Raw genomic sequence first — 22,971 nt, 5'->3', positions numbered from 1 at the left:
GAGGTGAGAAAGGATCCTAGACGTGAGACCGACGATGAAGGACGTCGCCTCGGCCGCGGGCGTCGCGCTCAAGACCGTGTCCCGCGTGGTCAACGGCGAGCCCGGCGTGCATCCGGCCACCGCCGACCGGGTGCGGGCCGCCATCGACCGGCTGGGCTACAGCCGCAACGAGAGCGCCCGCGTGCTGCGCCGGGGCCGCACCGCCACCGTCGGGCTGGTCATCGAGGACGTCGCCGACCCTTTCTATGCGGGGCTGAGCCGGGCCGTGGAGTCCGTGGCGGCGTCCCACGGGTGCCTGCTGCTGAGCGCCTCGTCCAACGAGGACCCGGCGCGGGAGCGTGAGCTGGTGCGGGCGTTCTGCGCGCGGCGGGTGGACGGGCTGATCGTGGTGCCCGCCGGTGACGACCACTCCTACCTCCGGCCCGAGCTGGACGCGGGCACGCCCGCCGTGTTCGTGGACCGGCCGCCGGGTCCCGGACTCGACGTCGACACCGTGCTGACCGACAACGCCGGGGGCGCCGCCCTGGCCGTCCGCCACCTCGTCGCGCACGGGCACCGGCGGATCGCTTTCCTCGGCGACCAGCCGTCGATCTTCACGGCCGCGCGGCGGCTGCACGGCTACCGGACCGCGCTCGGCCGCCTGTACGACGAGCGGCTGGTGTTCATGCAGGCCCCCGCCCTGGCCCCGGTACGGGAGGCGGTCGATCGGATGCTGGCCCTGGACCGGCCGCCGACGGCGTTGTTCACCGGCAACGGGCGGCTCACGGTGACCGCCCTGCGCGCGCTCGCGGGGCGGCCGATGCCCCTGGTGGGGTTCGACGACTTCGAGCTGTCCGACCTGCTGCGGCCGGCCGTGACGGTGATCTCGCAGGACCCGGCGCGGATGGGGCGGGTGGCGGCCGAGCTGCTCTTCCGCCGCCTCTCGGGCGACACCGGGCCCGCCGAGCACCCGGTGCTCCCGGTGTCTCTCGTCCCCCGCGGCTCAGGCGAGCTGCCTCCCTGACCCGTACGGCCATCTCCCGATCGGGCTCGATGGTCGCCGGACCCCCGTCCCTCTCAACCCACCTCGTCCTTGGCCTCACTGGGCATCGTGGTCGCCGTTACCGGGGGTTCCGGGCGGAGGGGGCGGGTCAGGGCGAGGGCGGCGAGGATGCCCGCGGCACCAGCCACGACGATCCCGAGGCGCGGCGAGAGCAGCTCCCCGGCGACGCCGATGAGGGCCGCGCCCACCGCCTGGCCGGTCATGAGGCCCGTGGACAGCAGGCCGAATGCCTGCCCGCGCACCTCCTCGGGCACCGCGTCGACGAACCGCCGCTGCAGCCCGAGCTGGTAGGCGAGACCGCCCGCCGCGAAGGCGGCGAGCACGGCGGCCCACCCGACGCCCGGGGCGGCCAGGAACCCCAGCCACGGCACGCCCATCAGCACCGCCAGCGGCAGCGAGAGCCGCTCGCGCAGCGCCGGGGCGGCGAACCGGCCGACGGCGAACTCCCCCACCGCCATCCCGGCGGCGGCCGCCGCCAGCACCACCCCGGCCTGGCCTTGACCGCCCAGGTAGGGCACGATCATCGCCTCGCCGCCGGCCAGCCAGAGCGGCGGCAGCCACGACGCCAGCAGCAGCCCGCGCACCCGCCGGTCGGAGAGCAGCTCCCGGTTGACCCGCCACGTGGTGCGGACGGCTCCCCGCCGCACCCCCACGGCCTGGCGGGGCTGACTCTTCGGCAGTCCGAAGCGCAGGAACACCGCGCCGACCAGGGACAGCGCGGCGGTGGCTGCGAGGGCGCCCTGCGGGCCGACGAGGGCCAGGAAGGCGCCGCCCGCCGCCAGCCCGGCGATCTGGGCGCCGGCCGAGGTGACGCCCAGCAGGGACCTGCCGAGGACGAACGCGTCGCCGGGCAGCACGTCCGGCAGCATGGCGCTGCGCGCCGCGCCGAAGAGCGGCGTGAACACCCCGCTGGCCAGCACCAGCGCCAGCATCGCCCAGACCGGCAGTCCCGCGTACGCCAGCAGCAGGCACACCACGACCCGGACCAGCTCGCCCGCCACCATGAGCGCCCGCGCCGGCAGCCGGTCGGCCAGCGACAGCAGGAACATGCCACCGGCGATGTGCGGCAGCCAGCCCGCCATGTAGGCGGCCGCGGCCAGTCCGGGCGACCCGCTCTCCGCGTACACCAGCACCGAGAGCGCCAGCATCTTGATCGAGTCTCCGGACACCAGCAGCGCGAAGCTGCCGAACAGCACCCGGAACTCGCGGACGGCGAACACCTCGCCGTAGGTGGCCCCGCGTTCGGTGGACACGTGTGTCTCCTCGATATCGGGCGGCCCCGGAGGGAGGGTCGGAGCCGCCACGTCTGCCCTACCGATGGTGGCGACGGGCCCGCGCCCCGGCGAAGCTTTCGGATATAACCGAAACATGGTGGTGAAGATGGAGGTCACTCCCCAGGACGTGGCCGCCAGCCGGTTCGCGATCTCGCCGCTGATCGAGACCATGCACGCGCAGTGGCTGCTCGACGGGCGCGGACCGGCCGGCGTGCACCGGGAGTGGGTGGACCGGTGGCAGCCGGTGTACCGGGAGCTGGCGCGCCGTCATCGGGCGCTGCAGGCGGTGGCCGTCGTCTCCGGCAACCGGGGCGACGCCAACGTGGACTTCATCGCGCCCCCGCCCACCGGCGTGCGGGTGCCGTTCGAGGCGGAGCTGGCCGCCATGCGGGAGACCCCGATCGAGCAGGCCCACGCCGAGATCGCCGCGGTGCTGGCCCGCCGTCCGCCCGCGCTGCCCGCGTACCGGGACCTGCTGCTCGGCCCGGACGTGGTGCGGCTGGTCGCGGACGCGTACGAGGCCCTCTGGACGGAGATCGTGTCCAGGACGTGGCCGCATTATCAGGCGATCCTGGAGCGTGACGTGGTGCAGCGGGCCGGGCGGCTGGCCGCCTACGGCTGGGCGGCGGCGCTCGACGGCCTGAGCGACCGGGTGCGCTGGCACCACGACGGCCACATCGAGGTGGCGATCGGCGCGGGGGTGGAGCGGCGCCGGCTGGGCGGCAGGGGCCTGCTGTTCCTGCCGTCGGCGTTCATCGGCAATCTGGGCGCCTACCTCGCGGAGGCGTGGCCGTACGCGCTGGTCTACCCGGCGCGCGGGATCGCGGTGGGCCCGTCCGCGCCGGGTCCCGGGCTGGCGCGGCTGATCGGGCGCACCCGGGCCCGCATCCTGGAGGAGCTGGCCGTCCCGGCGACGACCACCCAGCTGGCCGCGCTGCTCGGGCAGAGCCTGGGCAGCGCGGGCGGCCACGTGGCGGCGCTGCGCGAGGCGGGCCTGATCAGCGGCACCCGGACCGGCCGCAGCGTCCTGTACGCGCGGACCGCGCTGGGCGACGCCCTGTGCGCGGGCGCCGTTCCCTGACGAGCCGGGCCGGGCGGCCGTGATCCCGGACCCGCCCGGGATCGCTAGCCTTTCCTCGGGCGGCGCGGAGGTAGAGTCGAGCGCACCCGTTCAGCACAATCGTTCACAGGATCCCAGGGAGCGCGCGCATGAACGCCGACGCCGCACAGGAAGCCCGCTTCCCCCAGGAGTTGATGTACGCCGCGGCGTCGCAGTACTACCTCCACGACGCCACCCAGGCCGACATCGCCAAGCGCCTCGGCGTCAGCAGGGCGACCGTGAGCCGGCTGCTGACCGAGGCCCGCAGGCAGGGCATCGTCGAGATCAAGGTGCACCGCCCCGAACTCCTGTCCGGTGGTCACCTGGCGAGCCAGGTCGCCGACGTGCTCGGCCTGGAGCGCGTCCACCTGGCGCCCGGGGTCAGCGGCCCGGCGCTGGGCCCGTGGCTGGCCCCCGGCCTGGCCAGGGCGCTGGCGGCGGTGGGGCTGGAGTCGGGCGACGTGGTCCTGGTGTCGTCGGGAAGCACCGTGTACGAATGCGCGCGCGAGGGGCTCGGCCGCTTCCCCGGGGTGCGGATCGCCCCGGCGGTCGGCGGGCAGCAGGACCCGCAGCCCTGGTTCCAGACCAACGAGACCACCCGGCTGCTCGCCGAGCAGGTCGGCGGCGTGCCCCACTATCTGTACGCGCCCGCGCTGCCGGGCCCCGAGCTGTTCTACTCGCTGCAGCACGAGCCGTCGGTGCGCCGGGTGATGGACCTGTGGGCGCAGGCCCGGTGCGCGGTCGTGGGCGTGGGCTCGCCGCCGCTGATGCGCCAGGTGGTGCCCGCCTTCGTGCCGCGCGACGAGCCCAGCCTGCGCCGGGCCGTGGGCGACGTGTGCTCGCGCTTCTACGACCGCGACGGCGAGCCGGTCGGCTATCCGGGCAGCGAGCGCCTGGTCGCGGCCGGGCTGGAGGAGCTGCGGCGGATCCCGCACTCGATCGCGGTGGCGGTGGGCGCGGAGAAGGTCGTCTCGATCATCGCCGGGGCGAAGGGCGGCTACTTCAACCGGCTCGTCACCGACGCGCTGACCGCCGAGAGCATCCTCGCCGCGGCACGCTGACTCGCTCGCCGTGATGCCCGGCCCTCACAGATCACGCCGTGAACACTCGTGCTGGACAATTGTTCCGAGAGGGCGCTAGCGTGGACGCGCGTAGCGGGACATCGCATGGTGGAGGGGGCTCACGGCGAGGACATGGACGTGATGGCGCGGGCGCACGGCGAGGACATGGACGTGGTGGAGCGGGCACGCGACGGCGACCTCGGCGTCCTCTGCGGTGAGGTGTGATGGGGGCCATCTGTGTCGACGCCGGCACCACGGTGATCAAGGCGGTCGGCTACGACGGCGGCGGCGCCGAGTCGGCGGTGGCCAGGCGGCCCACGACCGTCTCCAGGCCCGCGCCCGGCCACGCCGAGCAGGACATGGCCGCGGTCTGGGACGCCGTCGCCGCCACCGTCCGCGAGGTGGCCGCCGCGCTCGGCGAGCCGGTCGACTTCGTGGCCGTGACCGCGCAGGGCGACGGCTGCTGGCTGGTCGACGCCGCCGGCGAGCCGACCGGCCCGGCCATCCTGTGGAACGACGGCCGGGCGGCCGCGATCGTGGACGACTGGACCCGGTCGGGGCGGGCCGCGCGGGCGTTCCGGGTGAACGGCTCGTCGGCCGCCTCCGGGCTGCCGCACGCGATCCTGACCTGGCTCAAGGAGCACGACCCCGAACGAACGGCCCGCTCCGCCGCCGGCCTGACCTGCGGCGGCTGGATCTTCGCGCGGCTGACCGGTGAGCTCGCCGCCGACGAGTCGGACGCCTCCGCCCCGTTCATGGACCTGCGCGCCCGCCGCTACGCGCCCGAGCTGCTGGAGCTGTTCGGGCTGGAGTGGGCCGGGCGGCTGCTGCCCGAGGTGCGCGACGACGCCCGGCGGACGGCCGGACTGTCGAGACCGGCTGCCGACCTGCTCGGGCTGGAAGAGGGCACGCCCGTGGTGCTGGCCCCGTACGACATCGTCACGACCGCGCTCGGGGCGGGCGCGGTGGACCCCGGGCAGGCGTGCGGCATCCTCGGCACCACGCTCTGCGTCGAGACCCTGGTCGAGCGGCCGGACCTGGACGGCGACCCGGTCGGCATCACGATCGCGGCGCCGGGCGGCTACCTGCGCGCCTTCCCCACCTTCGCCGGCACCGAGGTGATCCAGTGGGCCTGCCGGCTGCTCGGGCTGGACCGGCCGGACGAGCTGGGCGACCTGGCCGCGCGGAGCGAGCCGGGGGCGCGGGGGCTGGCGTTCCTGCCGTACTTCTCCCCCGCCGGTGAGCGGGCGCCGTTCTCCGACCCGCTCGCCCGGGGCGCCTTCCTCGGCATGTCCGTCGAGCACGGCCGCGAGCAGGTCGCCCGGGCCGTGCTGGAAGGACTCACGCTCGTCGTCCAGGACTGCCTGGCCGCCACCGGCGCGGCCCCGCGCGAGCTGCTGGTCTGCGGCGGCGGCTCGGCGAGCCGACTGTGGCTGCGGCTCATCGCCGCCGTCACCGGGCTGCCGGTGCGGCGTCCGGCCGACGCCGAGGTCGGCGCCCGGGGCGCCTTCCTCGTCGGCCTCGCCGCCACCGGCGCCGCGACCCTCCACGAGGCCGCCGCCCGGCACGTGCGGCTCGGGGACCCGGTCGAGCCCGAGCCCGGCCCGTACGCGGGCGCGTACCGCGACTTCCTCACCCTGCGCGAGCAGGCGGCCCGCTCCTGGCCGGTGCTCGCCGGGATGCGGGGCCGGTCATGAGCGCGTGGCTCGGCATCGACCTCGGCACGCAGAGCGTGCGCGCGATGGCGGTGGACGCGGACGGACGGGTGCTCGGCGCGGCCGTCCGCCCGCTGACCAGCCACCGCGACGGCGTCCGGCACGAGCAGGACCCGGAGGAGTGGTGGCGGGCGCTGGCCGCCGCCACCCGCGAGGCGCTGTGGAGGGTGCCCGCCGGGCGGATCGAGGGGGTCGCGGTCGACGCCACCTCCGGGACGATCCTGCTCACCGCGCCCGACGGGACGCCGCTGACGCCCGCGCTCATGTACGACGACCGGCGCGCCGCGGGCCTGGCCGACCGGGTGAACACGGTGGGCGCTGCGGTCTGGGAGCGGCTGGGATACCGGCGGATGCAGGCCACCTGGGCACTGCCCAAGCTGCTGTGGCTGCTGGGTGACGCCCCCGCGGGGGCGCGGGCGGTCCACCAGAGCGACTTCGTCAACCGGCGGCTGACCGGACACGAGGTGCCGACCGACCTGAGCAACGCGCTCAAGACCGGGGTCGACCTCGTGGACGAGCGCTGGCCGTCCGACGTGCTGTCCGCCCTCGGCGTGCCGGACGGGACACTCCCCGCCGTGGTGCGCCCCGGCACCCGCGTCGGCGGCGTCTGCCCGGAGGCGGCCGAGGCCACCGGCATCCCCGCGGGCACCCCGGTGATCGCGGGGACCACCGACGGGTGCGCCGCCCAGCTCGGCGCGGGCGTCCTCACCCCGGGGAGCTGGAACTCGGTGCTGGGCACCACGCTCGTGCTCAAGGGCGTCACCCGCGAGCTGGTGCGCGACCCGCTCGGCGTCGTCTACTCGCACCGGGCCCCGGACGGCTCCTGGCTGCCCGGCGGCGCGTCGAGCACCGGCGCCGGAGTCCTGTCCCGCGAGCTGCCGGGCCGCGACCTCGGCGCGCTCTCCGACCAGGCCGCCGGCCTCGGCGGGGATCCGGCGGCGCTGCCGATCACCTATCCGCTGGTCTCGCGGGGTGAGCGGTTCCCGTTCTCGGCCCCGGACGCCGAGGGGTTCACGCTCGGGGAGCCCGCCGACGACGTGGAGCGGTACGCCGCCGTCCTGCGGGGCGCGGCCTTCGTCGAGCGGCTCTGCTTCGACTACCTCGACCTGCTCGGCGCGCCCGTCGACGGCGAGATCGTGCTCACCGGCGGGGCGACCCGCGGCGGGTACGGGAACCGGCTGCGCGCCGACGTCCTGGGGCGTCCGGTGACCCTGCGCGAGAACGCCGAGCCGGCGCTGGGCATGGCCGTCCTCGCCGCCGGCGCCCCGGGAGCCGCCGCGCGCATGGTCCGCACCCGCGAGGTCGTCGAGCCTTCCGGCGCCGACCTGCGCGAACCGTACCTGCGTTTCGTCTCCGCCCTGGAGGAACGCGGCTGGCTCCCCGAGCCGGTCGCCGCCCACGCCCGGGAGAGGAGCGGCGCCCCCGCGACCAGGAGGCCGTCATGACCCCCATCCCCGCGACGCTGGTGCTGGCGCGGCACGGTGAGACCGGGTGGCACGCCGAGAACCGGTACGCCGGGATCAGCGACGTCGAGCTCACCCCGCGCGGTCATGAGCAGGCGCGGCTGCTGGCCGAGTGGGCCGCCGGGGCGGGGCTGAGCGCGGTGTGGTCGTCCACGCTGAGCCGGGCCGTGATCACCGCGCGGGCCGCCGCCGAGGCGGCCGGGGTGCGGCCGCGTACGGACGAGCGGCTGCGGGAGCTGGACTTCGGCCGGGGCGAGGGGCTGACCGCGCGGGAGATGCGGGAGCGCTTCCCCGAGGCCCGCGCCGCCTTCGAGGCCGACCCCGCCGCCCACCCGCTGCCGGGCGGCGAGGACCCGGCGGCGGCGGCCGAGCGGTTCACCGCCGCGCTGCGCGACCTCGCCGCCGCCTCACCCGGCGGCCGGGTGCTCGTGGTGGCGCACACCACCGCCATCAGGATCGCCCTGTGCCGGCTGATCGGCGTGCCGCTCGGCGAGTACCGGCGGCTGTTCCCGCGCCTGGACAACTGCGCGCTCACCGAACTGCGCCTGGACGGCCCCCGGACCGCGATCCTGCAGTACAACTCCCCGATCGGAGCCGTTCGTTGACCATCCGCGTGCTTGCCGCCGGCGACCATTTCGTCCGCAACGACCTGCTGGCGGACGCGCTGCGCCGCGAGGTCCCCGGCGACCTGGCGATCAGCGAGCTCACGCTGCCGTGGCCGGTCGTCCCGTTCGGGCGGGTGGGCGAGGTGGACGAGGCGTCGGACGTGGAGGAGGAGCTGATCGCCGCGCTGCGCGGGGTGGAGGTGTGCGTGACCCAGATGGCGCCGCTCACCCGGCGCGTCCTCGACGCGTGCCCCGAGCTGCGGCTGTTCTGCGTCGGCCGGGGCGGCCCGGTCAACGCCAACCTGGAGGCCGCCACCGAGGCGGGGGTGGCCGTCACCTTCGCGCCCGGCCGCAACGCGGTGGCCACCGCCGAGCACACGCTGGCGCTGCTGCTCGCCGCCACCCGCCGGGTCCCGCAGACGCACGCCGACCTGGCCCGCGGCGTCTGGCGGGGCGACTACTACGCCTTCGACCGGGTCGGCCCCGAGCTGGAGGGCAGCACGGTCGGCCTGGTCGGCTACGGGGCGATCGGCAGCCGGGTGGCCAGGATGCTGGCGGGCTTCGGGGCCGAGGTGCTCGTGCACGACCCGTACGTGGACCTGCCCGGGCGGGTGGAGCTGGACGAGCTGCTGCGCCGGTCGCGGTTCGTGTCGCTGCACGCGCGCGCCACGCCCGAGACGACCGGCATGATCGACGCCGGCCGGCTCGCCCTGATGCCGCGCGGCTCGGTGCTGGTCAACTGCGCGCGCGGCGCGCTGCTCGACTACGACGCGCTCTGCGACGCGCTGGAGAGCGGCCATCTGTTCGGCGCCGCCGTGGACGTCTTCCCGGAGGAGCCGATCCCGGCCGGCTCCCGGCTGCTCACCGCGCCGAACCTGGTGATGACCCCGCACCTGGCCGGGGCCAGCAAGGAGACGGCCGCGAAGGCCGCCGCCATCGTGGCCGCCGACGTGGCGCGGTACGTCCGCGGCGAGCCGCCGGCGCACTGCGCCAACCCCGAGGTCACCCCTTCAGCGCGCCGGCCATCAGGCCGCGCATGAAGAACCGGCCGAGCAGCACGTAGATGAGCATCGTCGGGATCGACGCCAGGATCGCCGCGGCCATCTGCTGGCTGTAGGGGGTGGCCTGGGCTCCGGCGATGTTGTTCAGCATCACCGTGGCCGGCCAGCTCTGCGGTCCGGTGCGGAAGACGGCGAACAGGAAGTCGTTCCAGAGCGAGGTGAACTGCCGGACGATCACCACCGCGATGACATGTGAAGGAACATCGCATGCGCAAGCACCGGTGCCGCAGGGAACACTTCCCGGCATGGCCGATGAGCCCCTCGAACTGGGCGAGATCTCGCTCTCCGACTGGCACGCGCACACCGACAAGATGGCCGAGGTCGGGTTCCTCACCATCGCCCGACGGCTCCCCTCCCTCATCCGCCAGGCCATGGGCATGGCCTGGCAGGCCAGCCCCCGCGACACCCTGGCCACCGTCTCGCTCAACCTGCTGGGCGGCGTCTTCACCGCGTTCGGGCTCCTGGCGACCACGGGCGTGCTCAACGCCCTGTTCAGCGAGGGGCCCACACCCGACCGGGTGATGGCGGCGCTGCCCAGCCTGATCCTGGTCGCCACCGCCGCCGCGCTGCGCACCGCTGTCACGGCGGGCGCCGGCTGGGCGCAGGCCCGCCTCGACCCCCAGGTCACCCGGCTCACCGAACAACGCCTCTACGGGCTGACCAGCCGCGTCGAGCTCGTCGCCTACGACGACCCCGAGTTCCACGACGCGCTCCAGCGGGCCCGGCTGCGCGGCGTGGCGATGGCCGACTCCGTGGTGACCTCCGCCATCGACGTGGTGACCGCCGCCGTGGGCATCGCCGCCGTGGCCGGCGTGCTCGGCGTGCTCCACCCGATGCTGCTGCCGCTGCTGCTGCTCGCGGTGGTGCCCGACGCGTGGGCGGCGGTACGCAGCGCCAGGATGCGCTACGCCACCATGTTCGCGCTGATCCCGGTCATCCGGCGCAAGTGGATCATCGCCGAGCTGCTGGCCGAGCGCGACCCGGCCGCCGAACTCCGCTCGTTCACCATGCGCGGCTTCCTGCTGCGCGTGTACGACGCGGTCGCCAAGGCGGAGCAGGAGGTGATGCTCCGGCTGGCCAAGCGGCAGACCATCGCCAAGCTGGTCGGCGAGGCGCTCGGCGGGCTCGGCAGCGGCCTGGTCTACGTCGCGCTGGGCATCCTGCTGGCCGCCGGCGCCATCCCGCTCGCCGTCGCCGGCACCGCCGTGCTCGCCATCCGCTCCGGCTCCCAGTCGCTGGGCAACCTCATGTACGCCACCAACCGGCTCTACGAGGAGGGCCTCTACTTCACCGACTTCGTGGAGTTCTGCGCCGACGCGGAGCGGCGCCAGCCCGACCCGAGCCGCTCCCCCGCTCCCGAACGCTTCGAGCGCGTCAACGCCCAGGACGTGACCTTCACCTACCCCGGCTCCGAGGAGCCCGCGCTGCGCGGCGTCAGCGTCGAGATCAAGCGGGGCGAGGTGATCGCCTTCGTCGGCGAGAACGGCTCGGGCAAGACCACCCTCGCCAAGATCCTCTCAGGCCTGTACGAGCCCGACACCGGCAGCGTGCTCTGGGACGACGTCGACCTGCGCGGCGTCAGCCCCGAAGACCTGCGCCTGCGCACCGCCGTGATCGCCCAGGACCACACCCGGTGGCCGCTCGCCGCCCGCTACAACATCACCATGGGCACCGGCAAGGGAGAGCCCGCCCTGCACGCGGCGGCCGCCGTGGCCGGGGCCGACGAGGTGATCGCCGGACTGCCCCACGGCTACCGCACCCTCCTCGACCGGCGCTTTAAGGACGGCCAGGAGCTGTCGGGCGGCCAGTGGCAGCGCATCGCCGTCGCCCGCGGCTTCCACCGCGAGGCCGAGCTGCTCATCTGCGACGAACCCACGGCCGCGCTGGACGCCCGGGCCGAGCATGCCCTCTTCGAACGCATCCGCAACCACTCCGACGGCCGCACGGTCCTGCTGATCACCCACCGCCTGGCCAGCGTCCGCTACGCCGACCGCATCTACGTCCTCCAGCACGGCAAGGTGACCGAGCAGGGCGACCACGAGACCCTCATGACCCTCGACGGCCTCTACGCCGAGCTCTACACCCTCCAGGCCTCCGCCTACCGCTGACCGGGCCAACGGCGCGCTGGTTCAGTCGTCGAACATGCCCTGGAGCGTCTGCGCGGTGGCCGCGCGGACCACCCATGCCTCCAGCCGAGCGAGGTCCGTGCAGGAGGAGATCCGGGCCCGGGCGTCGTCCGGAACCTCCAAGCCCCGGGCCTCCAGCACGAGCAGCACCGACCGAGCAGCCTCCTCGGCCTTGCCCTCGACCTTGCCCTCGACCTTTCCTTCGGCCTTGCCCTCGACCTTGCCTTCGGCCTTTCCTTCTTGGAGGCCGCGGCCGTAGTGTTCGCGGGCCCAGGGCGTGTAGACGGGCCAGTCGGTGGACGTCATGATCTCCTCCATGAGGCGACGAATCTCGGGGGCGGCCATGCTGTATGCGTATTCAGTGTACTGCGTAGCGTGATCATCGGAGGTGGCGGACATCCCCTGAGCGAAAGCCTCGACCACCTTGCGTTCACGACCGTGAACCATGAGCGACAAGGCCGCCATTCCGGGATCGGCGGCGACCTCCTGGGGATCGGTGATGAACGGGACGTTGTCGGGGCCCAGCACGTGGGGCCGGAAGCAGCAGCCCTTCAGCCCCGTCTTGATCGGCTTCGCGTAAAAGGCGGCGGTGCCGCGATCAGGACAGATAACCAGAACCGTGACATCGCAGCGCAGCTGCAGCCAGAGGGCGGCGGCGTACCGGGCGAGTTGCTGCGGATTCTTGGACTGGTCCTGCTGGATCTCCACGATGACGGCGTGCGCGATGTTCTGCGGAGGGCCCAGGGTGAAGACGAGGTCCGAGGCGATGTCCTCGGAGTTGCGCGTGTTGAAGCTGGCGTTCTCCCGCCGGATCAACGGCGTGTCAGGCAGATCGACCCCCAGAAGGTCACGCAGGATCTTCAGGACCAACTGGGGGCCGTCGGCGAACATCTTGACCAGAGAGTCATGTCGGGGGGACGGCATGACACGGAATGCTACCGGACGAACACGATACGTGATGCAGGTTCACGTAGCCGTACGGGCGGTCTCCGTCCGGGCGGCGTCAGAGGACGCTGCGGTAGTAGGAGACCTTGTTGCGGATGTAGCGCTTGCGTTCCAGGAGGTTCTCGATCTGACCCTCGACGCGGCGGTCGTGCTCCTCCAGGAGCCTGATGCGGTCCGGGATGGTGTGGTCGCCGGCCCGGGTCAGCTCCGCGAACCGGAGCATCTGGGCGATCGGCATGCCGGTGTCGCGCAGGCAGCGGAGCATGCCGAGCCAGCCGATGTCCTGCTCGCTGAAGCGGCGCTGGCCGGCGGCGTTGCGTTCGACGCGTTCGAGCAGGCCGATCTTCTCGTAGTAGCGCAACGTGTCCAGGGTGAAGCCGGTCTCCTCGACGACTTCGGCAGGTGTGTAGACGCTCACGGGCACGAGCATGTCACCTGGAGCGGACTCCAGGTCAAGCTCCAGGTCGATTCGTCCCGAAATATGCTGAGAAGTCAGGTTAAAAGGGGCGATTGACATGGAGTGCGCTCCAGACTCCATCGTCGTACGCATGAACATCGCACTCGGCACCATCCCGTTCGGCACGACCGTCAGCGAGAAAGACACCTTCGCCATCCTCGACCGCTTCGTCGAGGCCGGCGGCCGGATGCTCGACACGGCCGACAACTATCCGTTCTGGGTGCCCGGTCGCACCGGCGACGAGAGCGAGCTGGCCATCGGGTCCTGGCTCGCCGCCCGGGGCAACCGCGACCAGGTGTACCTCAGCACCAAGGTGGGCGCGCGGCCGACCGTGCCCGGCGACACCACGCTCGACTCGGCCGAGGGCCTGTCCGCCGCGGCGATCCGTACCGCGGCCGAGGGCAGTCTGCGCAGGCTGGGCACCGACCGGATCGACCTGTACTGGGCGCACATCGAGGACCGGTCGGTGCCGCTGGAGGAGACGCTGGGGGCGTTCCACGAACTGGTCGACAGGGGCGAGGTGATGGCGATCGGGGCCAGCAACCTGCCGTCGTGGCGGCTGGAGCGGGCCAGGAACGTCTCGGCCGCGCACGGCTGGACGCCCTACACGCACCTGCAGCTCCGGCACACCTACCTGCGCCCGCGCCCGTACACCAGGCCCGCCGAGGCCGGTCACACGCTCACCACGGACGAGCACCTGGAGTATCTGAAGGACACCGGGATGACGCTGTGGGCGTACAACACGCTGATGTTCGGCGCCTACACCCGCGAGGACCGGCCGATCCCGGACATCTACCACCACCCGGGAACCACCCACCGCCTCGACGTGCTGCACGAGGTGGCGCGGGACCTCGGCGCGACCCCGAACCAGGTCGTGCTGGCCTGGCTCCTGGCGGACGGCCACGTGCCCATCGTCGGCGTCAGCAGCCTGGCCCAGTTGGAGGAGGCCATCGGCGCGACCGGGCTCAAGCTGGACGACGACCTCAAGGCCCGCCTCGACGCCCCCCGCTGAGGATCGCCCAGGGGCGGGCCAGGGGTGGGCCAGGGCCTCGCGCTGGGCCGCGGTGAGGATCGCTCAGGCGTGGGCCAGGGCCTCGCGCTGGGCCGCGGTGAGGCGGCCCGGCCGCACGGTGAAGGTGTACGCGTCCGGGCCGGCCGGCTGGAAAGCGATCGGATCGGCGACGGCCGGATGGCGCCGGGCGTCGTCCAGCGCGGCGGCCACCCGCTCCGGCGGCCAGCCGAGCGCGCCGGCCAGGCGGCCGGAGGTGAGCGGACGGCCCGCGTGGACCAGGGCGGCCGCGAGGGTGAGCACGTCCTCGGCCGCCTGCGGGCCCAGGCCCCCGCTCATGTCCTGCCCGAGCTCGGCGAAGAACCGGCTCATCTGCCGCATCCGGCTCCCCGCGGGCGTGCCGGGGCCGAGCAGGGCGACGCCCTCACGCGCCGCCTCCGCCCAGTCGGTGACCTTGCGCGAGCTGGCCGACCAGGCGCCGAACCACACGTCGTCCTCGATGAGGTAGCGCTCCCGGCGCGGCCGGGCGTCACGCTCGCGCCGCACCATGCCCAGCCCTTCGAGATAGCCGATCGCCTTGGAGACCGACGCGGGGCTCACTTGCAGCCGCCGCACCAGGCCGGCGGCGGTCAGGCTGGCGGAGTCGGTGGCGAACAGGCAGGCCAGCACCCGCGCCGCCATCCGCGGCAGGCCCGCCTCCACCATCACCGCAGTGAACCGCTCGACGAAGCGCCGCACCGCCTCGGGATCGCGCCCGTGCGGCTCGTCGGCGGGCTCCCCCGGGGGCGTGGCGGGCCCGCGCCTGCGGGCCCGCCACCCGGTCGCCTGGTGGGCGTGGTCGGGCCGGTACGCGCCGGGACCGCCGTTGCGGGCCACCTCCCTGCTGACGGTCGAGGTGGGCCGGTCGAGCCGCCGGGCGATCTCCGCGTATCCGAGCCCTTCCGCCAGACCGGTGGCGATGCGCCTGCGGTCCTTCAAGGTCAGTCTGCTTCCCGGCATCCGCCCTCCCCGTGGCCAGTATGCGTTCGCCACCAGCTCATTGCAACACCGCACGGGTCTTGGCTTGCGTTCACCGTCATCGCCGTTGCAACGATCAGCGGGTTCGGCCCGATAAAAGGGCGAAATATCCGGCTGGTTCGTTGCCGTTGATGGAAACGCAACGTAGCTTCACGCCTGACTGAACGATCGGGAAGGGCGATGGGATGGACACAGCGGAAGAGACCGCGCTGGACGTGGAAGACCTGCGGATGCGCTACGGCGCCACCGACGTCCTGCGCGGGGTGACGTTCCGGGCGCGGCACGGGGAGGTGCTCGCCCTGCTCGGCCCGAACGGCGCGGGCAAGACCACGACGATCGAGATCCTCGAAGGGTTCCGGCTGCGCTCGGCGGGCCGGGTCGCGGTGCTCGGCGCCGACCCGGCGCGCGCCACCGAGGGCTGGCGGGCCAGGATCGGCGTGGTCCTGCAGTCGTGGCGGGACCACGGCAAGTGGCGGGTCCGCGAACTGCTCGCCCACCTGGGGACCTTCTACGCCGCCTACGCCACCGAGCGGATCGCGCGGCCGTGGGACGCCGACGAGCTGATCGCGGCGGTCGGCCTCACCGGACACGCGGACCAGAAGATCCGGATGCTCTCCGGCGGCCAGCGCCGCCGGCTGGACGTGGCGATCGGCCTGGTGGGCCGGCCCGAGCTGCTGTTCCTCGACGAGCCGACCGCCGGGCTCGACCCGCAGGCCAGGCGCGAGTTCCACGAGCTGGTCCGCGGGCTGGCCGAATCGCGCGAGACCACGGTCCTGCTCACCACGCACGACCTGGACGAGGCGGAGAAGCTGGCGGACCGCATCCTCATCCTCGACGGCGGCCGGATCATCGCCGACGGCACCGCCGAGGAACTCGCCCGGCGGATCACGGGCGAGGACGAGGTGCGCTGGACGCTCGACGGGCAGCGGTTCGCCCGGTTCACCCGCGACTCCACCGCGTTCGTGTTCGACCTGTTCCAGCGGCACGGGAGAGAGGTCGGCGAGCTTGAGGTCCGCCGGTCCTCGCTGGAGGACACCTACCTGGCCCTGGTCCGGCAGGCGGAAGGGGCGTCGCGATGAGCCCGGCGGCCACGGCGGTGCGCGCGGGGTGGACGCGCGGCCTGATCGAGCTGCGGCAGTCGTTCGCCAACGGCGCGGAGCTCGTCTCCCACTTCCTGTGGCCGGTGCTGACGCTGGCCGTGGCGTGGTGGCTGAGCGACGTGCCGTTCGGTGACAGCGGCTACCCGCTCGGGACCCTGATCCTGCCGAGCGTGCTGGGCATGAACGTGGCCAACGGCATGATCGCCATGAGCCAGCAGCTCACCGCCGAGCGCGAGGACGGGACGCTGCTGCGGGCGAAGGCGGTGCCGCACGGCATGCTCGGCTACCTGACCGGCAAGATCGTCTCGGTGGCGGGCGGCACGGTCGCCGATCTCGCGATCTTCCTGATCCCCGGCATGCTGATCATCTCCGGCCTGGTGGTCGGCGACCTGGACTCCTGGCTGACGCTGGCCTGGGTGGTGGCGCTGGGGCTGGTGGCGACCCTGCCGGCCGGGGCGGTGCTCGGCTCGGTGTTCGGCAGCGCGCGGGCACAGGGCCTGATCACGCTGCCGTTCCTCGGCCTGATCGCGATCTCCGGGATCTTCTACCCGATCAGCTCGCTGCCCGGGTGGCTGCAGGGCGTCGCGCAGGTCTTCCCGTTCTACTGGCTGGGGCTCGGCACGCGCTCGGCGCTGCTGCCCGACAGCGCCGCGGCCCTGGAGATCGGCGGGTCGTGGCGGCACCTGGAGACGGCAGGGGTGCTGGGCGTGTGGGCCGTGCTCGGCCTGGCACTGGCGCCGGTCGTGCTGCGCCGGATGGCCAGACGCGAGTCGGGGTCGAGCGTGGCCGAGCGGCGCGAGCGCGCGCTGCGCCGGATCGGCTGACCCCCGAGCTCGACGTCATGCTCAGGGCAGGTGGGCGCTCAGGTAGCCGCGGACGAGCCGTTTGCACTCGTCGACCAGATCGGGGTCGCCTTCGGGGTCGACCCGGAAGGCCAGTTTGAGCACCGCGTCGGCGGCCTCGACCGCGACCAGGATCGCGCGGTCGAGGGCCGGCCCGGCGGGGGCGTCGAGCAGGTCGACGGTGATGGCGCGCAGCCGGTCGGCGACGATCGCGTTGTTCTCCAGGGCGGCGTCGAGCATGCGGTTGGTGCCCTCGATGGCGGGGCCGCCGGGGGCACGCAGGATCTCGCCGAAGTCGACCACCGCGAACCCCGGCGTGGCCCGCTTCATCGCCACGAACTCGTCGATCGCCAGGTCGACCAGGTCGGTCCAGTGGCCGAGGTCGGCGCCGGTGAGACGCTCGGTGACGCGGCCGAGGAACGCTTCGAGGTTGCGCAGCGCCAGGGCCTTGACCAGCCCGTGCTTGTCGGGGAAGAACTGGTAGAAGGTGCCGATCGGCACCTCGGCGCGGCGGGCGACCTCCTTGGTCGTCAACGCCTCGTAGCCGATCTCGTCGAGGAGGTGCGCGCACTCGTCGAGCATCCGCTCCACCCGCTCCAGGCTGCGGCGCTGAGCCGGACGGCGACGCAAGGTACTCGTCATGCCCCCATCCTGACGCACTACCGGCAGGTAGCGAGCACCTCGGTTAACATGAGCCGGACTCAAGCAGAGGAGCACGGCATGTTCCTGTGGGGCACGGCGACGGCCGCGTACCAGATCGAAGGCGCGGCGGACGAGGACGGCCGGGGCCCGTCCATCTGGGACACGTTCTCCCGCGAGCCGGGCCGCACCAGGAACGGCGACACCGGCGACGTCGCCTGCGACCACTACCACCGCTGGCCCGAGGACGTCGCGCTGATGGCGGACCTCGGCGTGAACGCCTACCGCTTCTCCGTCGCCTGGTGCCGGATCCAGCCGTCCGGGAGCGGCCCGGTCAACCCGAAGGGCCTCGACTTCTACGACCGGCTGGTGGACGCGCTGCTGGCGGCCGGGATCACGCCGGTGCCGACGCTGTTCCACTGGGACCTGCCGCAGGCGCTGGAGGACGGCGGCGGCTGGCTCGCCCGGGACACCGCCCACCGCTTCGCCGAGTACGCCGCGCTGACCGCCGGGCGGCTGGCCGACCGGGTGCGCATGTGGATCACCCTCAACGAGCCGGTCGTGCACATGGTCTACGGGTACGCGATGGGGATCCACGCGCCGGGCCGGGCCCTGATGCTCGACGCGCTGCCGGTGGCGCACCACCAGTTGCTGGGCCACGGTTTGGCGGTGGGCGCGCTGCGGGCGGCGGGGGCCGGGCAGGTGCTGATCACCAACAACTGCACGCCGGTCTGGCCGGCGTCGGAGTCGGAGCAGGACCTGGCGGCGGCGGACGCGTACGACACCCTGCACAACCGGCTGTTCAACGACCCCGTCCTTACCGGCAAATATCCCGATCTGTCGGCGTACGGCGTGCGGACCCTCGACTGCGTGCGCGACGGCGACCTCGACGTCATCGCCACCCCGCTGGACGGGATCGGGATCAACTACTACAACCCCATCCGGATCGCCGCCCCCTCCTCCGACGGCCTGCCGTTCGAGGACGCCGGGATCACCGGCTACCCGACGACCGCGTTCGGCTGGCCGGTGGTGCCCGACGGGCTGCGTGAGCTGCTCGTACGGCTGAAGGACCGGTACGGCGAGGCGCTGCCGCCCGTCTACATCACCGAGAACGGCTGCTCGCAGGAGGACGTGCCGGGGCCGGACGGCGTGGTCGACGACCAGGGCCGCATCGCGTTCCTGGAAGGACACGTCGAGGCGGTGCGCCGGGCCGCCCGCGAGGGGGTGGACGTGCGGGGCTACTTCGTGTGGTCGCTGCTGGACAACTTCGAGTGGGCCGAGGGCTACCGGCAGCGGTTCGGGCTGGTGCACGTCGACTTCGACACGCTGCGCCGCACCCCGAAGGCCTCCTACGCCTGGCTGAAGGACTTCCTCGCGGCAGAACGGCGCTCAGAACACTGAGACGTGCACGTGGTCGTAGTGGTTGGCGGTGACGCCGCCTCGGTCCGACATGGGGTCCCAGCCGCCGCCCGACCTGATGTCGTAGTAGCGCTGCTTCCAGATGATGTACATGACGCCCAGCCGGTCGCCATTGCTGATCAGCCACTCGGCCAGGGCGTCGCCGCGGTCGGCCTCGCCGCCGGTGGCCATGCCGCGGGAGATCATGAAGTCGCAGGCCCGGCCCTTGCCGTGCTCGCCCGGGTCGCCGGGGCGCAGGCAGCCGACCCCGTACGGCATCGGGAAGTTCTGCATGACCTCGGCGCGCACGCTGACCATGCGCTGGGTCAGGCCGCCGGCGTTGCCGGGCTGCTGGAAGCCGTACTTGGCGAGCAGCCGGTCGAGGTCGCGGCGCTTGCTCTGGAGGGTCTTGATCTCCTTCTGGAGCTTCTTGATCTTGTCGTTGGCGCGCAGCTTGGCCTTCTGGGCGTCGCGGATGAGCTTCTTGACGCCCTCGACGCGGCTGGCCCGCTCCTTGACCATGTGGTTCATGTTGGCCGCCTGGCCGAGCGCCTGGTGGGGGTCGGCCTGGGTGCTGAAGAGCCGGGTGGCCTCCAGCGGGCCGAGGATGTAGGCGGTCTCGGCCATCGAGGCCAGGTCGGCCTGGGCGGCGGCCAGCCGCCGCTGCAGCGAGCCGGAGTCGTCGACGGCCCTCTTGGCCTGGATGCGGATCTCCTCCAGGCTCTGGATGGAGCCGCGGTAGCGGTCGTTGAGCTGGGAGGCCTGCTTGGTCAGTTTGCGCAGCTCGGCCGGGCTGGGATCGGCGGCCGCCGGCGCCGGGGCGGGAAGTGCGAGCAGCGCGGCGAGGACGATGGCGAACACGGCCACGCGTCCGGCTCTCACGCCCGTCCTCCCCTCATAGACGTCCGAAACTATAGAAGATGATCTTGAAAGCTGTCATCTCAACGCAGGAACTGGTGCCCGATTCAAGAGGATTGTCGGAATCTGTCCGAGATAAGACATGAATAAAGATTGGGTCTTGCCGAGATCGTCAAGCGCCGTTGAGATGGCGGTCGTACGCGTCTCTGCGAAGGGGCAGGAACCTGTGTCTCGTTCACTCACCCTCGTCACGGCCGTGATCCTCGGCTTAGGCACGTCCATGGTCGCGCTGGAAGCCCAGGCGTCCGTGGACCCCCTCCCGGCCGGTGACCGGATCGAGCTCTACCAGCTCGACAGCCCGCTCGGCACCGCCCAGAACCTCAGGGAACAGGGCTTCGACGTCGTCCACCAGGAGATCAGGAACGGCAAGGAGCACGTCGAGGTCACCGCCGCCCAGGACGATCTCGAAGGACTGGAGAAGCTCGGCCACAAGCCGGAACCGGTGCGCAACCCGCAGGGCCAGACCCAGCTCCAGGCGGCCAAGACCCAGGCGGCCGGCGGGTACACGGTCTTCAAGTCCTACTCCGAGCGCGGCGGCGTCGCCGACCAGCTCCGGAAGATCGCCGCCGAGCACAAGGACGTGGTCAAGCTCCAGTCCATCGGCAAGACGCTCCGCGGCCAGGACATCCTCGCCGTCAAGGTGACCTCGCTGGCCCGGGTGCTGCCCGACGGCATCAAGCCCGCGACCCTGTACTCCGCCACCCAGCACGCCCGCGAGTGGATCGCCACCGAGGTGAACCTGCGGCTGCTCAAGCACGTCCTGGCCAACAAGCGGCAGCTGGGCGACCTGCTGCACAGGACCGAGCTGTGGTTCGTGCCGGTGGCCAACCCCGACGGCTACGACTTCACCTTCACCGAGGGCAACCGCCTGTGGCGCAAGAACCTGCGCGACGTGAACGGCGACGGCCGGATCACCATCGGCGACGGCGTGGACCTCAACCGGAACTTCCCCACGAACTTCCACTACGACGAGGAAGGCTCCTCCTCGGTCCCGAGCAGCGACACCTACCGCGGCGCCGGCCCGGCCAGCGAGCCGGAGACCAGGGCCATGGACGGCCTGCTGCGCCGGGTGAAGTTCGAGATGCAGCTCAACTACCACTCGTACGGCCCGCTGCTGCTCTACCCGGCCGGCTTCCAGATCGCCACGGAGACCGCCGACCACCCGATCTACGAGGCGCTGACCGGTGACGACGAGCGGCCCGCGGTGCCCGGCTTCGACCCGGACCTCGGCGCCGAGCTGTACACGACGAACGGCGAGACCACGGACCACGCCCACTCCACCTACGGCACCCTCGCCTGGACGCCCGAGCTGAACGAGGGCTGCGACGGCTGCGGCTTCGTCTTCCCCGACGACGAGGCGCTGGTGCAGGCCGAGTTCGAGCGGAACCTGCCGTTCGCGCTCGACGTGGCCAAGTCCGCGGTCAACCCCGTGGAGCCGGTGACCCACCTGGGCAACACCACGCCGGACTTCGTCCTCGACCCGTTCGACGTCAGCTACGGCAAGAACCAGACCGTCCAGGTCAACGCCAAGCGCAGGCTCGGCCCGGTCCTGCTCAACTACCAGGTCAACAACGGCCGCACCCAGGTGAAGACCACCAAGGAGTGGAAGGGCGGCGAGCGGTACGGCAAGGGCTACGACCGCTACTACCACCGGCTGCGCGGCCAGGTCACCGGGACCAGGCCGGGCGACACGGTCAAGGTCTGGTTCAGCTCCCTGGGCAGGAAGAGCCAGGCGTTCACGTACAGGGTGCACGACGACATCGGCGGCAAGGTGCTCGTGCTGGCCGCCGAGGACGTCACGGGCCTGTCGCCGGTGGAGAGCGTGACCGAGGCGAAGTACGCCGACGACTACGCCAAGGCGCTCGGCGAGGCGGGTTACAGCTCCGACGTGTACGACATGGACAAGATGGGGCGCGAGGCGCCGCATCCGCTCGGCGTGCTCAGCCACTACAAGGCCGTCATCTGGGAGACCGGCGACGACATCATCCCGCGCAGCGCGGGCCAGGTGCCCGGCACCACCTCCAAGGCGGGCGTGGACACCGAACTGGCCGTCCGCGACTACCTGAACGAGGGCGGCAAGGTCATGCACGCGGGCAAGTACCCGTCGTACGCGGCCAACGCCAACGGCGCCTACTACTACGAGCCCGACCAGCCGGGGCAGCCGGAGTGCTCGGTGCCCGACGACCCGCCGTGCATCCCGGTGTTCAACGACTTCCAGCAGTACTGGCTGGGGGCGTACGTGTTCTTCGACAACTCGGGCAGCGACCCGGCCACCGGTCAGCCGTACCCGCTCAAGGGCGCGGGCGGCGGGTTCGACGGCTTCGCCGGCACACTGGAGCCGGACGTGCACACCAACGCGTTCGTGGCCACCTCGGCGATCCTGCCCGCCGACAAGTTCCCGCTGTTCGCCAGTTCGGCCCCGATCAAGTGGGAGCGGCCGGGCGCCCCGTTCGACCCGCACACCGGGTCCTGGGACGTCTACAGCGGCATCTCCGACGTCGCCTGGAAGCGGCTGAGCAAGACGGTCGACCTGACCGGCAGGTCGAGCGGCGAGCTGACGTTCTGGACGTCGCACGACACCGAGGCCGACTGGGACTTCCTCATGGTGGAGGCCCGCACGGCGGGCGGCGACGACTGGACGACGCTGCCCGACGCCAACGGCCACACCAGCCAGGACACCGGCAGCAGCTGCCAGTCCGGGTGGAGCGGCATCCATCCGTTCACCCAGCGCTACCAGGGCCCGGACTGCGAGCCGACGGGCACCTCCGGCTCCTGGAACGCGGCCTCGGGCAACTCGGCCGGATGGCAGCAGTGGCGGATCGACCTGACGCCGTACGCGGGCAAGCAGGTCGAGGTCTCGATCTCGTACGTCAGCGACTGGGCCACCCAGGGCGCGGGCGTCTTCGTCGACGACGCGGTCGTCACGCTGGACGGCGCGACGGCGGAGGAGACCTCGTTCGAGTCCGACCTGGGCGGCTGGACGGTGGCGGACCCGCCGGAGGGCACGTCGCCCTCGGTGAACAACTGGGCCCGCACGGACCAGGTGTTCGAGGAGGGCGCGGGCATCACCACCAGGGACACCGTCTATCTGGGCTTCGGCGCGGAGAGCCTGGTCGACCAGGCCACCAGGACCGACCTGGTGAAGCGGTCGATGGCGCACCTGCTCAACGGCCGGCGCTGACCGGCTGAGGAGGGGCACG

General features: G+C 72.7%; 19 protein-coding genes and 1 pseudogene. 13 read left to right on the top strand and 7 right to left on the bottom strand.

Going from position 1 to position 22,971, the window contains the following annotated elements; genetic code table 11:
* The first annotated feature begins 22 nt into the window (after positions 1–22).
* On the top strand, positions 23–1,003 hold the full coding sequence (locus tag ACGFI7_RS19635) for a LacI family DNA-binding transcriptional regulator (protein WP_393406182.1): 981 nt from the start codon (positions 23–25) through the stop codon (positions 1,001–1,003).
* A 53-nt stretch (positions 1,004–1,056) separates the two neighbouring features.
* On the opposite strand, the gene ACGFI7_RS19630 is transcribed toward ACGFI7_RS19635, so the two are convergent.
* Positions 1,057–2,295, bottom strand: coding sequence for an MFS transporter (locus ACGFI7_RS19630; protein ID WP_393406181.1), 1,239 nt, complete (start codon positions 2,293–2,295; stop codon positions 1,057–1,059).
* Between the two features lie 115 nt (positions 2,296–2,410).
* On the opposite strand from ACGFI7_RS19630, the gene ACGFI7_RS19625 reads away from it, so the two are divergent.
* From ACGFI7_RS19625 to ACGFI7_RS19600, 6 genes are all read left to right on the top strand, one after another.
* Positions 2,411–3,397 carry an ArsR/SmtB family transcription factor gene (locus tag ACGFI7_RS19625; protein ID WP_393406179.1) on the top strand — a complete coding sequence of 329 codons (987 nt, stop codon included), beginning with the start codon at positions 2,411–2,413 and terminating at the stop codon, positions 3,395–3,397.
* A 128-nt stretch (positions 3,398–3,525) separates the two neighbouring features.
* Positions 3,526–4,476, top strand: a complete 951-nt coding sequence (locus ACGFI7_RS19620) for a sugar-binding transcriptional regulator (RefSeq protein ID WP_393406177.1) — start codon at positions 3,526–3,528, stop codon at positions 4,474–4,476.
* A 224-nt stretch (positions 4,477–4,700) separates the two neighbouring features.
* Positions 4,701–6,173 carry an FGGY family carbohydrate kinase gene (locus ACGFI7_RS19615; RefSeq protein WP_393406175.1) on the top strand — a complete coding sequence of 491 codons (1,473 nt, stop codon included), beginning with the start codon at positions 4,701–4,703 and terminating at the stop codon, positions 6,171–6,173.
* Positions 6,170–7,636 carry an FGGY-family carbohydrate kinase gene (locus ACGFI7_RS19610; protein ID WP_393406173.1) on the top strand — a complete coding sequence of 489 codons (1,467 nt, stop codon included), beginning with the start codon at positions 6,170–6,172 and terminating at the stop codon, positions 7,634–7,636. The genes ACGFI7_RS19615 and ACGFI7_RS19610 overlap by 4 nt, the downstream gene beginning before the upstream one ends.
* Complete coding sequence (locus tag ACGFI7_RS19605; protein WP_393406171.1) at positions 7,633–8,259, top strand: histidine phosphatase family protein; 627 nt, start codon at positions 7,633–7,635, stop codon at positions 8,257–8,259. Before ACGFI7_RS19610 ends, ACGFI7_RS19605 begins: the two co-directional genes overlap by 4 nt.
* 2 nt (positions 8,260–8,261) lie before the next feature.
* Entirely contained in the window at positions 8,262–9,299 is a 1,038-nt protein-coding gene (locus ACGFI7_RS19600; RefSeq protein WP_393407136.1) for a 2-hydroxyacid dehydrogenase, read from the top strand.
* Here the strand turns inward: ACGFI7_RS19600 and ACGFI7_RS19595 are convergent.
* Positions 9,262–9,495 (bottom strand): annotated as a pseudogene (locus ACGFI7_RS19595) (carbohydrate ABC transporter permease); the annotation flags it as partial. The gene ACGFI7_RS19600 and the pseudogene ACGFI7_RS19595 sit on opposite strands and share 38 nt — an antisense overlap.
* A 70-nt stretch (positions 9,496–9,565) precedes the next feature.
* Between ACGFI7_RS19595 and ACGFI7_RS19590 the strand changes: the two are divergent.
* Positions 9,566–11,428 carry an ABC transporter ATP-binding protein gene (locus tag ACGFI7_RS19590; protein WP_393406169.1) on the top strand — a complete coding sequence of 621 codons (1,863 nt, stop codon included), beginning with the start codon at positions 9,566–9,568 and terminating at the stop codon, positions 11,426–11,428.
* A gap of 21 nt (positions 11,429–11,449) precedes the next feature.
* Here ACGFI7_RS19590 and ACGFI7_RS19585 read toward each other — a convergent pair whose 3' ends face one another.
* Both ACGFI7_RS19585 and ACGFI7_RS19580 read right to left on the bottom strand, forming a co-directional pair.
* Positions 11,450–12,337 (bottom strand): hypothetical protein, encoded by an 888-nt coding sequence (locus ACGFI7_RS19585; protein ID WP_393406167.1) that lies wholly within the window; start codon positions 12,335–12,337, stop codon positions 11,450–11,452.
* 112 nt (positions 12,338–12,449) lie between these two features.
* The gene (locus ACGFI7_RS19580) at positions 12,450–12,809 is read right to left on the bottom strand and encodes a MerR family transcriptional regulator (RefSeq protein WP_393406166.1); all 360 of its coding nucleotides are present in this window, start codon (positions 12,807–12,809) and stop codon (positions 12,450–12,452) included.
* A 130-nt stretch (positions 12,810–12,939) separates the two neighbouring features.
* On the opposite strand from ACGFI7_RS19580, the gene ACGFI7_RS19575 reads away from it, so the two are divergent.
* Positions 12,940–13,860 (top strand): aldo/keto reductase, encoded by a 921-nt coding sequence (locus ACGFI7_RS19575; protein WP_393406164.1) that lies wholly within the window; start codon positions 12,940–12,942, stop codon positions 13,858–13,860.
* 63 nt (positions 13,861–13,923) lie between these two features.
* On the opposite strand, the gene ACGFI7_RS19570 is transcribed toward ACGFI7_RS19575, so the two are convergent.
* Complete coding sequence (locus ACGFI7_RS19570) at positions 13,924–14,856, bottom strand: helix-turn-helix domain-containing protein (protein ID WP_393406162.1); 933 nt, start codon at positions 14,854–14,856, stop codon at positions 13,924–13,926.
* A gap of 203 nt (positions 14,857–15,059) precedes the next feature.
* Here ACGFI7_RS19570 and ACGFI7_RS19565 point away from each other — a divergent pair, with 203 nt between their 5' ends.
* Positions 15,060–15,953 carry an ABC transporter ATP-binding protein gene (locus tag ACGFI7_RS19565; RefSeq protein ID WP_393406161.1) on the top strand — a complete coding sequence of 298 codons (894 nt, stop codon included), beginning with the start codon at positions 15,060–15,062 and terminating at the stop codon, positions 15,951–15,953.
* Positions 15,950–16,798: an ABC transporter permease gene (locus ACGFI7_RS19560; protein ID WP_393406159.1), complete on the top strand. Its 849-nt coding sequence runs from the start codon at positions 15,950–15,952 to the stop codon at positions 16,796–16,798. The genes ACGFI7_RS19565 and ACGFI7_RS19560 overlap by 4 nt, the downstream gene beginning before the upstream one ends.
* A gap of 21 nt (positions 16,799–16,819) precedes the next feature.
* Here the strand turns inward: ACGFI7_RS19560 and ACGFI7_RS19555 are convergent, their stop codons facing one another.
* Positions 16,820–17,458: a TetR/AcrR family transcriptional regulator gene (locus ACGFI7_RS19555; RefSeq protein WP_393406157.1), complete on the bottom strand. Its 639-nt coding sequence runs from the start codon at positions 17,456–17,458 to the stop codon at positions 16,820–16,822.
* A 78-nt stretch (positions 17,459–17,536) separates the two neighbouring features.
* Between ACGFI7_RS19555 and ACGFI7_RS19550 the strand changes: the two genes are divergently transcribed.
* Positions 17,537–18,856 (top strand): GH1 family beta-glucosidase, encoded by a 1,320-nt coding sequence (locus ACGFI7_RS19550; protein ID WP_393406155.1) that lies wholly within the window; start codon positions 17,537–17,539, stop codon positions 18,854–18,856.
* Here the strand turns inward: ACGFI7_RS19550 and ACGFI7_RS19545 are convergent.
* A complete protein-coding gene (locus tag ACGFI7_RS19545) occupies positions 18,845–19,735 on the bottom strand; it encodes a hypothetical protein (RefSeq protein WP_393406153.1) in 891 nt (296 codons plus the stop codon). The genes ACGFI7_RS19550 and ACGFI7_RS19545 overlap by 12 nt on opposite strands.
* Positions 19,736–19,937: 202 nt before the next feature.
* On the opposite strand from ACGFI7_RS19545, the gene ACGFI7_RS19540 reads away from it, so the two are divergent.
* Entirely contained in the window at positions 19,938–22,952 is a 3,015-nt protein-coding gene (locus ACGFI7_RS19540; RefSeq protein WP_393406151.1) for a M14 family zinc carboxypeptidase, read from the top strand.
* Positions 22,953–22,971 lie beyond the last annotated feature (19 nt).

The organism is Nonomuraea sp. NPDC048826 (assembly GCF_043198225.1).
Lineage (GTDB): Bacteria > Actinomycetota > Actinomycetes > Streptosporangiales > Streptosporangiaceae > Nonomuraea.
The sequence above is the reverse complement of the archived record's forward strand: the minus strand, read 5'-3'. Positions and strand labels throughout refer to the sequence as shown.

Excerpts from the sequence above, each read along its gene's own strand:
- ACGFI7_RS19570 (WP_393406162.1), bottom strand. The coding sequence starts at position 14,856 with ATGCCGGGAAGCAGACTGACCTTGAAGGACCGCAGGCGCATCGCCACC.
- ACGFI7_RS19585 (WP_393406167.1), bottom strand. The coding sequence starts at position 12,337 with ATGTTCGCCGACGGCCCCCAGTTGGTCCTGAAGATCCTGCGTGACCTT.
- ACGFI7_RS19590 (WP_393406169.1), top strand. The coding sequence starts at position 9,566 with ATGGCCGATGAGCCCCTCGAACTGGGCGAGATCTCGCTCTCCGACTGG.
- ACGFI7_RS19560 (WP_393406159.1), top strand. The coding sequence starts at position 15,950 with ATGAGCCCGGCGGCCACGGCGGTGCGCGCGGGGTGGACGCGCGGCCTG.
- ACGFI7_RS19605 (WP_393406171.1), top strand. The coding sequence starts at position 7,633 with ATGACCCCCATCCCCGCGACGCTGGTGCTGGCGCGGCACGGTGAGACC.
- ACGFI7_RS19610 (WP_393406173.1), top strand. The coding sequence starts at position 6,170 with ATGAGCGCGTGGCTCGGCATCGACCTCGGCACGCAGAGCGTGCGCGCG.
- ACGFI7_RS19555 (WP_393406157.1), bottom strand. The coding sequence starts at position 17,458 with ATGACGAGTACCTTGCGTCGCCGTCCGGCTCAGCGCCGCAGCCTGGAG.
- ACGFI7_RS19625 (WP_393406179.1), top strand. The coding sequence starts at position 2,411 with ATGGTGGTGAAGATGGAGGTCACTCCCCAGGACGTGGCCGCCAGCCGG.
- ACGFI7_RS19575 (WP_393406164.1), top strand. The coding sequence starts at position 12,940 with ATGAACATCGCACTCGGCACCATCCCGTTCGGCACGACCGTCAGCGAG.
- ACGFI7_RS19620 (WP_393406177.1), top strand. The coding sequence starts at position 3,526 with ATGAACGCCGACGCCGCACAGGAAGCCCGCTTCCCCCAGGAGTTGATG.
- ACGFI7_RS19615 (WP_393406175.1), top strand. The coding sequence starts at position 4,701 with ATGGGGGCCATCTGTGTCGACGCCGGCACCACGGTGATCAAGGCGGTC.
- ACGFI7_RS19565 (WP_393406161.1), top strand. The coding sequence starts at position 15,060 with ATGGACACAGCGGAAGAGACCGCGCTGGACGTGGAAGACCTGCGGATG.
- ACGFI7_RS19550 (WP_393406155.1), top strand. The coding sequence starts at position 17,537 with ATGTTCCTGTGGGGCACGGCGACGGCCGCGTACCAGATCGAAGGCGCG.